The 13,125-nt window shown below is 66.9% G+C and carries 9 protein-coding genes; 5 read left to right on the top strand and 4 right to left on the bottom strand.

The features are described from left to right. Positions 1 to 200: 200 nt before the first annotated feature. Together K8374_RS06030 and K8374_RS06025 are read right to left on the bottom strand one after the other, a co-directional pair. The gene (locus K8374_RS06030; RefSeq protein ID WP_224458295.1) at positions 201 to 497 is read right to left on the bottom strand and encodes a BolA family protein; all 297 of its coding nucleotides are present in this window, start codon (positions 495 to 497) and stop codon (positions 201 to 203) included. Between the two features lie 10 nt (positions 498 to 507). Beyond that, on the bottom strand, positions 508 to 1,035 hold the full coding sequence (locus K8374_RS06025) for a DUF2059 domain-containing protein (protein WP_084854902.1): 528 nt from the start codon (positions 1,033 to 1,035) through the stop codon (positions 508 to 510). Positions 1,036 to 1,189: 154 nt separating this feature from the next. On the opposite strand from K8374_RS06025, the gene K8374_RS06020 reads away from it, so the two are divergent. After that, positions 1,190 to 2,584, top strand: a complete 1,395-nt coding sequence (locus K8374_RS06020) for a class II fumarate hydratase (protein WP_224458294.1) — start codon at positions 1,190 to 1,192, stop codon at positions 2,582 to 2,584. Positions 2,585 to 3,002: 418 nt separating this feature from the next. Here the strand turns inward: K8374_RS06020 and K8374_RS06015 are convergent, their stop codons facing one another. Then, positions 3,003 to 3,971 (bottom strand): DMT family transporter, encoded by a 969-nt coding sequence (locus K8374_RS06015; RefSeq protein ID WP_224458293.1) that lies wholly within the window; start codon positions 3,969 to 3,971, stop codon positions 3,003 to 3,005. A gap of 269 nt (positions 3,972 to 4,240) precedes the next feature. After that, positions 4,241 to 5,734, bottom strand: coding sequence for a polyphosphate:AMP phosphotransferase (gene pap, locus K8374_RS06010; RefSeq protein ID WP_224458292.1), 1,494 nt, complete (start codon positions 5,732 to 5,734; stop codon positions 4,241 to 4,243). A gap of 275 nt (positions 5,735 to 6,009) precedes the next feature. On the opposite strand from pap, the gene mnmC reads away from it, so the two are divergent. The 4 genes from mnmC to K8374_RS05990 all read left to right on the top strand — a co-directional run bounded on the left by mnmC (position 6,010) and on the right by K8374_RS05990 (position 13,004). Beyond that, complete coding sequence (gene mnmC, locus K8374_RS06005; RefSeq protein ID WP_224458291.1) at positions 6,010 to 7,986, top strand: bifunctional tRNA (5-methylaminomethyl-2-thiouridine)(34)-methyltransferase MnmD/FAD-dependent 5-carboxymethylaminomethyl-2-thiouridine(34) oxidoreductase MnmC; 1,977 nt, start codon at positions 6,010 to 6,012, stop codon at positions 7,984 to 7,986. A 142-nt stretch (positions 7,987 to 8,128) separates the two neighbouring features. After that, on the top strand, positions 8,129 to 9,916 hold the full coding sequence (locus K8374_RS06000; RefSeq protein ID WP_224458290.1) for an N-acetylglutaminylglutamine amidotransferase: 1,788 nt from the start codon (positions 8,129 to 8,131) through the stop codon (positions 9,914 to 9,916). A 3-nt stretch (positions 9,917 to 9,919) separates the two neighbouring features. Then, entirely contained in the window at positions 9,920 to 11,662 is a 1,743-nt protein-coding gene (ngg, locus tag K8374_RS05995; protein WP_224458289.1) for an N-acetylglutaminylglutamine synthetase, read from the top strand. 160 nt (positions 11,663 to 11,822) lie between these two features. Beyond that, a complete protein-coding gene (locus K8374_RS05990) occupies positions 11,823 to 13,004 on the top strand; it encodes an osmoprotectant NAGGN system M42 family peptidase (RefSeq protein WP_224458288.1) in 1,182 nt (393 codons plus the stop codon). Positions 13,005 to 13,125 lie beyond the last annotated feature (121 nt).

The raw sequence follows: 13,125 nt of genomic DNA, 5'->3' as shown, positions 1-13,125 counted from the left end.
CTCCAGGTGGTCGCCCTCGCAAAGGGCGGACCGGATGACAAATTACCGTTTTCAGAAATGCAATCGCGGGGCAAGCCCGCTCCTACAGGACCAGCGCCACCTTGACAGCGGCGCTGTACCTGTAGGAGCGGGCTTGTCCCGCGAACGGGCCGCAACGCGGCCCCAATGACGACGAAGTCTACCAGAATACCGAAAAGGATTCAGTGCCCGCCGCCCGCGCACACCGGCGAGGCCGGCGCTGAGCCGACCGCCGCCCATTCCTCCGGGGTGTAGGTGTGGATGGCCAGGGCATGGATCTGCCCCATCAGCTCACCCATGGTGGCGTAGACCTTCTGGTGGCGCTTGACGCTGTTCAACCCGGCGAACTGCTCGCTGACCAGCACCGCCTTGTAGTGGGTCTCCTGGCCACGGCTGTGCATGTGGCTTTCGTTGTGCACTTCAAGGTGCTGCGTGGCCAGCGGCGCCAGCTGCTGTTCGATGCGTTGCTGCATGCTCATCGGGCGTTACTCACTTCTTCGCGGGTGCGGCCTTGCCGGCGTTGGGGTCCAGTTCCTTGGTCATGTCGTCGAGCAGCTTGTTGACCACAGGCACCGCAGGCTCGAGCTTGGCCTGGGTCATCTGGGCCGACTGCTGGGTGACCTTGGGCATCTCGCGCATGACCTTGCGGCCCAGCGGCGACTCGTAGAACTTGACCAGGTCCTTGAGCTCGGCCTCGGTGAAGGTGTCGGTGTACAGCTTGACCATGTCCGGCTTGATCTTGTTCCAGCCGATGGCGTTGTCCAGGGCGGCGTTGGCCTTGGCCTGGTAGCTCTCCAGCACGGCTTGCTTGGAGGTCGGCGCCTTGGTCTGGGCGAAGCGCTGGGCGAACATCTGCTGGACCTGCATGTAGACCGGGGTGCCCAGCTTGTCGGCGTTGGCCAGGGTCAGGAATTTTTCCGCGGCGGCGTTGTGGCTGGCGGTGGCGGCCAGGACCTGGCCACTGGCGAAGGCCAGGGTAACGGCGGCGGCGGCGCAAAGGGCACGGAGACGGGTCATTGCATTTCCTTCAAGAGAGGGAGGGGTTACCTCAGAGAAGAGCATTCTGCGCCGCAGCGGGCACAGTGCTCAAGTGGCGCGACGAGCGACGGAACCGCTCTGTCGATTCAGGGCCTAAACTGCGGTTTCGGACTGACAAAGGAGTGAACGCAGTATGAGCCGTATCGAGACAGACAGCCTGGGCCCGGTCGAAGTTCCAGAGGACGCCTACTGGGGCGCGCAAACCCAGCGTTCGCTGATCAACTTCGCCATCGGCAAGGAGCGCATGCCCCTGGCCGTGCTGCACGCCCTGGCCCTGGTCAAGAAGGCCGCCGCGCGCGTCAACGACCGCAACGGCGACCTGCCGGCGGATATCGCCCGGCTCATCGAGCAGGCTGCCGACGAAGTGCTCGCCGGTGAACATGACGACCAGTTCCCGCTCGTCGTCTGGCAGACCGGCAGCGGCACCCAGAGCAACATGAACGTCAACGAGGTGATCGCCGGCCGCGCCAACGAGCTGGCCGGCAAGGGCCGTGGCGGCAAGGCGCCGGTGCACCCGAACGACCACGTCAACCGCTCCCAGAGCTCCAACGACTGCTTCCCTACCGCCATGCACATCGCCGCCGCCCAGGCGGTGCACCACAAGCTGCTGCCGGCGATCGCCGAGTTGTCGGCGGGGCTGGCGGAGCTGTCGGCGCGCCACCAGCACCTGGTCAAGACCGGCCGCACCCACATGATGGACGCCACCCCCATCACCTTCGGCCAGGAGCTGTCGGCGTTCGTCGCCCAGCTCGACTACGCCCAGCGGGCGATCCGCGTCAGCCTGCCGGCGGTGTGCGAACTGGCCCAGGGCGGGACTGCAGTGGGCACGGGCCTGAATGCCCCGCACGGGTTCGCCGAGGCCATCGCCGCGGAGCTGGCGGCGCTGTCGGGCCTGCCCTTCGTCACCGCACCGAACAAGTTCGCCGCCCTCGCCGGCCATGAGCCGCTGACCACCCTGGCCGGTGCCCTCAAGACCCTCGCCGTGGCCCTGATGAAGATCGCCAACGACCTACGCCTGCTCGGCTCGGGGCCCCGGGCGGGGCTGGCGGAGGTACGCCTGCCGGCCAACGAGCCGGGCAGCTCGATCATGCCGGGCAAGGTCAACCCGACCCAGTGCGAGGCGCTGTCGATGCTGGCCTGCCAAGTGCTGGGCAACGATGCCGCCATCGGCTTTGCTGCCAGCCAGGGGCACTTGCAACTGAACGTGTTCAAGCCGGTGATCATTCATAACCTGCTGCAGTCGATCGAGCTGCTGGCCGATGGCTGCCACAACTTCCAGCAGCACTGCGTGGCGGGCATCGAGCCGGACGCCGAGCAGATGGCCGCGCACCTGGAGCGGGGGCTGATGCTGGTGACGGCGCTGAACCCGCACATCGGCTACGACAAGGCCGCGGAGATCGCCAAGAAGGCCTATGGCGAAGGCAAGACGCTGCGTGAGGCGGCGCTGGAGCTGAAGTACCTGACCAACGAGCAATTCGACCAGTGGGTGAGGCCGGAGAACATGCTGGCTCCGGGGACCAAAGGCTAACCCTCAAATACGCGCACGCCCCCAGCGGCCTTGTGCCGCGATCGGACGCGAAGCGGCCGTAGAGCCTGCTTGCACGGCACACCTGGCAGAACGCGGTCGCAGGGTTTACGGCCGCTTCGCGCCCGATCGCGGCACAAGGCCGCTCCTACAAGAGAGCGCGTGCGCGCATTCTGGCCAGCCGGCCTGGAGCTGAAGTACCTGACCAACGAGCAATTCGACCAGTGGGTGAGGCCGGAGAACATGCTGGCTCCGGGGGCCAAAGGCTAACCCTCAAATACGCGCACGCCCCCTGTAGGAGCGGCCTTGTGCCGCGATCGGGCGCGAAGCGGCCGTAGAGCCTGCTTGCACGGCACACCTGGCAGAACGCGGTCGCAGGGTTTACGGCCGCTTCGCGCCCGATCGCGGCACAAGGCCGCTCCTATAAAAGGGCGCGTGCGCGCATTCTGGCCCGTCGCGCGCGCCAGCCGGCCACCAGCGAGGGCCCCAGGGCCACCAGCGCCGAGCCCAGTACCACCGTCACGGCCCCTACATACCCCAGGGCATTGATGTCCTCGGCATGCACATACGCCGGCCACAACCAGGCCGCCAGTGCCACCGCGACGAAGGTCACCAGCGGCGTCAACGCCAGGGTCGCGCTCACCCGCGAGGCCTCCCAATGGGCCAGTGCCTCGGCGAAGGCGCCATAGGCCACCAGGGTGTTGAGGCAGCACGCCAGCAGCAACCATCCCTGCAATGGGCTCAACTGCAACGCTTCCAGCGGATGCACCCAGGGCGTGAGCAGCACGGCGCAGCACAGGTAGATCACCATCATCACCTGCTGCGAATGCCACACCGTCAGCAGTTGCTTCTGGCTCAAGGCATAGAACACCCAGATACTGGTGGCCAGGATGATGGTCAGCACGCCAGTGGTGTAGGTGCCCAGCGAGGTCAGCAGCTCTTCCAGGCGCTGGTTGAAAAACAGGCCGAAACCGGCCAGCAGTACCAGCAGCCCCAGGCCCTGCCCCAGGCTGAAGCGCTCCTTGAACACGAACACGCTGGCCACCAGCAGCAGTACCGGGCCGAGCTGCACCACCAGTTGCGCGGTACCGGGGCTGAGCAGGTTGAGCCCGACCAGGTACAACACGTAGTTGCCCACCAAGCCGCACACGGCCACCGCCACCAGGCCATAGCCCTTGCGCCCGAGCTTGTCGAACGCGGGCAGGCGCCGGTTGGCCGCCAGCCAGGCGAACAGCAGGCCGCCGGAGACCAGCAGGCGGTACCAGGTGACAGTCACCGGGTCCATTACCTGCAACACCTGCTTGAGCTTGATCGGCAGGATGCCCCAGAGCAGCGCGGTCAGAAGTGCCAGGAACAGGCCGTAGACCCAGCGTCCGGAAGAAATGTGCATAGCGTCCTCGAATCAGGCCCATGGCAAGGGTGTGGAAATTCTACGAGGTTTGGAGTACCGGGCTGGGGAAAAGTGGTGGGAAAATAATTCATCGGGTTATTCCGGGAAGGCATGGGTGCCTGTGCCGGCCCAGGCAACCGGTGCATTCCCCTGTGGGAGCGGGCTTGTCCCGCGATCAAGGGCAACGCCTTTGCCAGACGACGGTGATATCGGGGTCGGCCCAATCGCGGGACAAGCCCGCTCCTACAGGGGCCAGCCCAGTCAACGCCTCACTTCTTGTCTTTGGCGAACGCCGCCTCCAGCGCCTGGTTGATCGTCCTGAGCACCTTCACCCTCGCCCAGCGCTTGTCATTGGCTTCTACCAGCGTCCACGGCGCGATCTCGGTGCTGGTGCGGTCGACCATGTCCCCCACCGCCTCGGCATACACCTCCCACTTGTCGCGGTTGCGCCAGTCTTCCTCGGTGATCTTGTAGCGCTTGAAGGGGATCTGCTCGCGCTCCTCGAAGCGCTCCAGCTGGGTCTGCGGGTCGATCGCCAGCCAGAACTTGACCACCACCACGCCGGCACTGGTCAGCTGTTCCTCGAAGTCGTTGATCTCGCCATAAGCACGCATCCAGTCGGCTGGCGTGCAGAACCCCTCGACCCGCTCCACCAGCACCCGGCCATACCAGGAGCGGTCGAAGATGGTGAACTTGCCGCGCGCCGGGATATGTCGCCAGAAACGCCATAGGTACGGCTGTGCGCGCTCCTCCTCGGTGGGCGCGGCCACCGGTACGATGCGGTACTGACGGGGGTCGAGCGCGGCCGCCACGCGGCGGATCGCCCCACCCTTGCCTGCCGCGTCGTTGCCCTCGAACACCGCCACCAGGGCGTGCCGACGCATCTGCTTGTGGCGCAGCAGGCCGGCCAGGCGCGCCTGCTCGGTCACCAGTTGCTCCTGGTAGTCGGCCTTGTCCAGGCGCCGGCTCAGGTCCAGGGCACCGAGCAGGCTCTTCTGGTCGATGCTGCGGCCCAGCGGGGCGACGTTGCCCAGGTGCTTGGTGCTCGGTGCGCTGGCCAGCGCGGCCTGCAGGCTCTCCAGCAGAATGCGCCCCACCGCCAGGCTGCGGTAATACGGGTCAACGCCCTCGATCACGTGCCAGGGCGCATAGTCACGGCTGGTGCGGCGCAGCACGCGCTCGCCGAAACGCACGAAACGGTCGTAGGTCTGCGACTGTTGCCAGTCCAACGGGCTGATGCGCCAGCTGTGCAACGGGTCGTCCTTGAGCGCTTTGAGCCGGGCCTTCATCTGTTTCTTGGACAGGTGGAACCAGAACTTGATGATCAACGCGCCTTCATCGCAGAGCATCTGCTCCAGGCGCTCGGCGCCGGTGATGGCCTGGTCGAGCACGGCGTCCTTGAACAGGCCGTGCACCCGCCCCTGGAGCATCTGGCTGTACCAGTTGCCGAAGAACACGCCCATCCGCCCCTTCGGCGGCAAGGCCCGCCAATAGCGCCAGGCCGGGGGGCGGGCCAGTTCTTCGTCGGTCTGCTGGTCGAAGGTGCGCACCTCGATCAGGCGCGGGTCCATCCATTCGTTGAGCAACTTGACCGTTTCGCCCTTGCCGGCACCTTCGATGCCGTTGATCAGCACGATCACCGGAAAGCGCGCCTGCTGCTTGAGTTCGTACTGGGCCTCGAGCAGCGCCTCGCGCAATGCGGGCACTTCGGCTTCGTACGCCTCCTTGTCGATGCTGTGTCCTATTTCGGCGGATTCGAACATGGTGGCCTTGGCTCCTTCACTGGATAAGCAAGACTAGCGGATTGCGCGTCAGGCTTCAGGCCCAAATCGCGGGGCAAGCCCGCTCCCACAGGGGCGACGCTAGCCACTTGTGCTCTGCGCGACAGCGCAACCCGAAGGGCTGGGTGATCTCCCACAGAACTGCACATGACGCATTGAATTAGCAGGCCCCCTGTGGGAGCGGGCTTGCCCCGCGATTGGGCGAAACACCCATGGATGCCTTAAAATCGCCGCTTTCACCGCAACCCGAGCCACCCATGCCTGACATCACCCACGCCCAGATCGACTGGGACGACCAGGGCCGCCCCCATTCGCGCCAGTACGACGACGTCTACTTCTCGAAAAATGAAGGCGTGGAGGAAACCGAGCATGTGTTCCTCGAGCAGAACCGCCTGCGCGAACGCTTCGCCAACCTGGCGCCCGGCACCTGCCTGGTGATCGGCGAAACGGGCTTTGGCACCGGCATGAACTTCTACTGCGCCTGGCAGCTGTTCGCCGAACACGCGCCCCCCGAAGCACGCCTGCACTTCGTCAGCGTCGAGAAATACCCGCTGACCCGTGACGACCTGGCCCGTGCCGTGCAGTTGTGGCCGGACCTGGCGCCCTATTGGCAGCCGCTGCTGGAGCAATACGTGGCGGTACATGGCGGTTTCCAGCCGTTCAGCTTCGAAGACGGTCGCGTCACCCTCACCCTGCTGGTCGGCGATGTGCTCGAACAGCTGCCCCAGCTCGATGCGCCAGTCGATGCCTGGTTCCTCGACGGCTTCGCCCCGGCCAAGAACCCCGACATGTGGACGCCGGAGCTGTTCGCGCAACTGGCCCGGCTTTCCCGCCCGGGCACCACCCTCGCCACCTTCACCACCACCGGCTGGGTACGCCGCGCCCTGATCGCTGCCGGCTTTGCCATGCGCAAGGTGCCCGGTATCGGCAAGAAATGGGAGGTGATGCACGGCGCGTTCCAAGGTTGGCCGGCCGAGCAACCGCTGCCTCCGGGCATCGTGCCCTGGTACGCCCGCCCCGCCCTGCCCCAGGGCCCGCGCCAGGCCCTGGTGATCGGCGCAGGCCTGGCCGGTAGCGCCACGGCCGCGAGCCTGGCCGCCCGAGGTTGGCAGGTCAGCGTGCTGGAGCGCCACGACGCACCGGCCCGTGAAGCCTCGGGCAACCCCCAGGGCGTGCTGTACCTGAAGCTCTCGGCCCACGGCACGGCGCTGTCGCAGATGATCCTCGCCGGCTTCGGCTACACCCGGCGCTGGCTGCAACGCTTGCAGCCCGGCCAGGACTGGGACGCCTGCGGTGTACTGCAGCTGGCCTTCGACGACCAGGAAGCCCAGCGCCAGGCCAAGCTGGCCGAAGCCTTCGACAGCAGCCTGCTGCAGGTACTCGACCAGGCCCAGGCCGAAGCCGTGGCCGGCGTGGCATTGCCGGCCGGCGGGCTGTTCTACCCCGAAGGTGGCTGGGTGCATCCACCCGCGCTGTGCCAGGCGCAGTTGCGCCACCCGAACATCCGCTTGCTGACGCACCGCGAGGTGATCGAGCTGCGCAAGGTCAAGGGCCAATGGCAAGCCTGGGACGGCGAACACTTGCTGGCCAGCGCACCGGTGGTGGTGCTGGCCGGCGCCGCCGAGGTGCGCCGCTTCGACGCCTGCGCCGCGCTGCCGCTCAAGCGCATTCGCGGGCAGATCACCCGGCTGCCGGCCACCGAGGCCAGCCGGGCGCTGCGCACCGTGGTCTGCGCCGAGGGCTACGTGGCACCGCCACGGGGCGACGAGCACACGTTGGGCGCAAGCTTCGACTTCCATAACGACGACCTGACCCCGACCACGGCCGAGCACCAAGGCAACCTGGCGCTGCTGGACGAGATCTCCACCGACCTGGCGCGGCGGCTGCACAGCGCTGAGCTTGACCCTGCGCAGCTGCAAGGCCGGGCGGCGTTTCGCTGCACCAGCCCCGACTACCTGCCGATCGTCGGGCCGGTGGCGGATGTCCAGGCGTTCGCCGAGGCGTATGCGGTGCTGGCCAAGGATGCCCGCCAGGTGCCAGACACACCCTGCCCGTGGCTGGATGGGTTGTATGTGAACAGCGGCCATGGGTCGCGGGGGTTGATCACCGCGCCGCTCTGCGGCGAACTGGTCGCAGCCTGGGTGTGCGGCGAACCGTTGCCAGTGCCTCGGGCGGTGGCAGAAGCATGCCATCCGAACCGGTTTGCATTGCGCCGGTTGATTCGCGGTCGATAATCCAAGTTTGAGATCGGCGGCGCTTGATCTCACAGCCTATATAACAGATCGATCTAAAACTCTCACAATCCCCACGGGTCAGTTCCTTATGTGCCTCATTTCGGGGGCACATATTCCCCAACGGCAAAACCGGTAAGGACCTATGTGCGGATTAGCAGGAGAGTTACGTTTCACCCCCATCGACCAAGCCCCTCGCCCGGCGGACCTCGCCGCGGTGGAGCGCATCACCCACCACCTGGCACCCCGTGGCCCCGACGCCTGGGGCTTTCATAGCCAGGGCCCGATCGCCCTCGGCCATCGACGCCTGAAAATCATGGACCTGTCCGACGGCTCGGCCCAGCCGATGATCGACAACACCCTGGGCCTGTCGCTGGCCTTCAACGGCGCCATCTACAATTTCCCCGAGCTGCGCGAAGAGCTGCAAGGCCTGGGTTACAGCTTCTTCTCCGACGGCGACACCGAAGTGCTGCTCAAGGGCTACCATGCCTGGGGCGCGGCGCTGCTGCCCAAGCTCAACGGCATGTTCGCCCTGGCCATCTGGGAGCGCGACAACCAGCGCCTGTTCCTGGCCCGCGACCGCCTCGGGGTCAAGCCGCTGTACCTATCGCGCAACGGCGAGCGCCTGCGTTTCGCCTCGAGCCTGCCGGCCCTGCTCAAGGGCGGCGACATCGACCCGGTGATCGACCCGGTGGCGCTCAACCACTACCTCAACTTCCATGCTGTGGTCCCCGCGCCGCGCACCTTGCTGGCCAACGTGCAGAAGCTCGAGCCAGGCACCTGGATGCGCATCGACCGCCATGGCGAAGTGCAGCGCGAGACCTGGTGGCAACTGCACTACGGCCCGCACCCCGACGAACAGCAGTTGGACCTGGACGACTGGACCACCCGCGTGCTCGACGCCACCCGCGACGCCGTGGCCATTCGTCAACGGGCGGCGGTGGACGTCGGCGTGCTGCTCTCCGGCGGCGTCGACTCTAGCCTGCTGGTGGGCTTGTTACGCGACGTGGGCGTGGACGACCTGTCGACCTTCTCCATCGGTTTCGAGGATGCCGGAGGCGAACGCGGCGACGAGTTCCAGTACTCGGACCTGATCGCCCGCCACTACGGCACCCGCCACCATCAGTTGCGCATCGACGAGCGCGAGATCATCGAACAGCTGCCGGCGGCGTTCCGCGCCATGAGCGAGCCGATGGTCAGCCATGACTGCATCGCCTTCTACCTGCTCTCACGGGAGGTGGCCAAGCATTGCAAGGGCGTGCAGAGCGGCCAGGGCGCCGACGAGTTGTTCGCCGGTTACCACTGGTACCCGCAGGTCGATGGTGCCGAGGATGCCTACACCGCCTACCGCGAGGCCTTCTTCGACCGTAGCCACGCCGAATACCGCGACACCGTCCAGGCCCCCTGGCTGCTGGAGACCGATGTGGCCGGCGAGTTCGTCCGCGAGCACTTCGCCCGCCCCGGCGCCAGCGACGCGGTGGACAAGGCCCTGCGCCTGGACAGCACGGTGATGCTGGTGGATGACCCGGTCAAGCGCGTCGACAACATGACCATGGCCTGGGGCCTGGAGGCGCGCACGCCGTTCCTCGACTACCGCCTGGTAGAGCTGTCGGCGCGTATCCCGGCGCGCTTCAAGCTGCCCGACGGCGGCAAGCAGGTACTCAAGGCCGCAGCACGGCGGGTCATCCCCCATGAGGTGATCGACCGCAAGAAGGGCTACTTCCCGGTGCCCGGCCTCAAGCACCTGCAAGGCGCCACCCTGGACTGGGTGCGCGAACTGCTGACCGACCCGAGCCAGGACCGTGGCCTGTTCAACCCGGCGATGCTCGACCGCCTGCTGAGCAACCCCCATGACCAGCTGACGCCGCTGCGCGGCTCGAAGCTGTGGCAGCTGGCGGCCCTGAACCTGTGGCTCAGCGAACAAGGAATCTGACCGATGAAAGCCCAAACGGCCTACGGCCAACGCTTGCTGCGAGGGCAAGCGCCCTCCTACGAGCGCCTGCAGGCGCGCCTGGCAGGCGACGGCAGCGAACCCCACGACCAACCGCGCGCCGTGCACTGCGGCTGGGGTCGCCTGCTGATCGGCCATACCTACCCGGACCCCGCCGTGCTGGCCGAGGCGCTGCTGGACGAGCGCCCCGGCGAGCGGGACATTGCCCTCTACGTGGCGGCCCCGCAACAGTTGCTGGCCCAGGCGCCGCAACAACTGTTCCTCGACCCCTCGGACACCTTGCGCCTGTGGTTCACCGACTACCGCCCGGCGCAACGGGTGTTCCGCGGCTTTCGTATCCGCCGCGCCCAGGCCGAAGCCGACTGGCAGGCGATCAACGCCCTCTACCAGGCCCGCGGCATGCTGCCGGTCAACCCTGACCTGCTCACACCGCACCACCTGGGTGGCCCGGTGTACTGGTTGGCCGAGGACGAAGACACCAACGCGGTGATCGGCAGCGTCATGGGCCTGAACCACAGCAAGGCCTTCGACGACCCCGAACACGGCAGCAGCCTGTGGTGCCTGGCGGTGGACCCGCAATGCAGCCGCCCTGGCGTCGGCGAGGTGCTGGTGCGTCACCTGGTGGAGCACTTCATGAGCCGTGGCCTGGCCTACCTGGACCTGTCGGTGTTGCACGACAACCGCCAGGCCAAGCGCCTGTACAAGAAGCTGGGCTTTCGCAACCTGCCCACCTTCGCCGTCAAGCGCAAGAACGGCATCAACCAGCAGCTGTTCCTTGGCCCCGGCCCGGAAGCCGAGCTCAACCCTTATGCCCGCATCATCGTCGACGAGGCCTTCCGGCGCGGCATCGAGGTGCAGGTGGACGATGCCGCCGCCGGCCTGTTCACCCTCAGCCTGGGCGGGCGGCGGGTGCGCTGCCGCGAGTCGCTGAGCGACCTGACCAGCGCCGTGAGCATGACCTTGTGCCAGGACAAGCGCCTCACCCAGCATGCCCTGCACAACGCCGGGCTGAGGGTGCCGGTGCAGCAGCTGGCCGGCAATGCCGACGACAACCTGGCGTTTCTCGAAGAGCACGGCGCGGTGGTGGTCAAGCCGGTCGATGGCGAGCAAGGCCAGGGCGTGGCGGTCAACCTGACCACCCACGACGAGATCAGCCAGGCGATCGAGCAGGCCCGCCGCTTCGACAGCCGGGTGCTGCTGGAAAGCTTCCACCCGGGGCTGGACTTGCGCATCGTGGTCATCGGCTTCGAGGTGGTGGCCGCGGCGATCCGCCACCCCGCCCAGGTGGTGGGCGATGGCGAACACAGCATCAAGGCACTGATCGAGGCCCAGAGCCGTCGGCGCCAGGCCGCCACGGGCGGCGAAAGCCGTATCCCGCTGGACGAGGAAACCGAGCGTACCCTGCGTGCCGCAGGCCTGGCGTACGACAGCGTACTGCCGACCGGCCAACGCCTGGCCGTGCGCCGCACCGCCAACCTGCACACCGGCGGTACCCTGGAAGACGTCACCGAACGCCTGCACCCGGTGCTGGCCGATGCAGCGGTGCGCGCGGCCCGGGCCCTGGATATCCCGGTGGTGGGCCTGGACCTGATGGTGCGCGATGCCGAGCACCCGGACTACGTGATCATCGAGGCCAACGAACGGGTCGGCCTGGCCAACCACGAACCGCAACCCACGGCCGAGCGTTTCATTGACCTGTTGTTTCCCCATAGCCGGGCGCTGGTGTGAATCAGTGCCGACCTATTCGCGGGTAAACCCGCTCCCACAGACCTGCCTTGTGCCTGTGGGAGCGCATAAGACCAACCCTTGATACAGCGCCCGCTCCTTCTGTACCTGTGGGAGCGGGTTTACCCGCGAAGCAGCTAGCGCAAGCCCCCAAGGAGTCCCCATGTCCGACCGACATCCCGAACCCGATCTCGACTACCTCAAGCGCGTGCTCCTGGAAATGCTCGCCATCCCCAGCCCCACCGGCTTCACCGACACCATCGTGCGCTACGTGGCCGAGCGCCTGGAAGAGCTGGGCATTCCCTTCGAGCTGACCCGCCGCGGCACTATCCGCGCCACCCTCAAGGGCCGGCAGAACTCCCCGGACCGCGCCGTCTCGGCGCATGTCGACACCATCGGCGCCAGCGTGCGCCAATTGCTCGACAACGGCCGCCTGGCCCTGGCCCCGGTGGGCTGTTGGTCCAGCCGCTTCGCCGAGGGCAGCCGGGTGAGCGTGTTCACCGACACCGGCGTGTTCCGTGGCAGCGTGCTGCCGCTGATGGCCAGCGGGCACGCCTACAACACCGCCATCGACCAGATGCCGATCACCTGGGAACATGTGGAAGTGCGCCTGGACGCCTACTGCGCCACCCGCGCCGACTGCGAGGCCCTGGGGCTGGCCATCGGCGATTTCGTGGCCTTCGACCCGCTGCCGGAGTTCACCGAAAGCGGCCATATCAGCGCTCGTCACCTGGACGACAAGGCCGGCGTGGCGGCGCTGCTGGCCGCGCTCAAGGCCGTGGTGGAAAGCGGCCGCCAACCGCTGATCGACTGCCACCCGCTGTTCACCATCACCGAGGAAACCGGTTCCGGCGCCGCCGGGGCCCTGCCCTGGGATGTCAGCGAGTTCGTTGGAATCGATATCGCGCCGGTGGCGCCGGGCCAGGCGTCCAGCGAACATGCGGTGAGCGTGGCCATGCAGGACTCCTCCGGCCCTTACGACTACCACCTCTCGCGCCACTTGCTGAAACTGGCCGGCGACCACGACCTGCCGGTGCGCCGCGACCTGTTCCGCTACTACTTCAGCGATGCCCATTCAGCCGTGACCGCAGGCCACGATATCCGCACCGCGCTGGTGGCCTTCGGTTGCGATGCCACCCACGGCTATGAGCGCACCCATATCGACAGCCTGGCGGCCCTGAGCAAGCTGCTCGCCAGCTACCTGTTGAGCCCGCCCGTGTTCGCCAGCGACTCGCACCCGGCCAACGCCTCCCTGGAGCGCTTCAGCCACCAGCTGGAGCACGAGGCGCAGATGGAAAGCGAGACGCGGGTGCCGCCGGTGGACAGTTTGGTGGGGAGGTCTTGAGATTGGAGGCGCCTGGAAGACCGAGCGCCGCGCGGGCGGCGCTCGGTCTCTCAGACGCCAAAGCAACTTCGCCGGACCCGCTACAGCTTTGCATCAATCTATGGGAGCATGCCGCTTCCCA

The organism is Pseudomonas sp. p1(2021b) (genome assembly GCF_020151015.1).
Taxonomy (GTDB): domain Bacteria; phylum Pseudomonadota; class Gammaproteobacteria; order Pseudomonadales; family Pseudomonadaceae; genus Aquipseudomonas; species Aquipseudomonas putida_K.
This window is presented reverse-complemented; position numbering and strand designations above follow the sequence as displayed.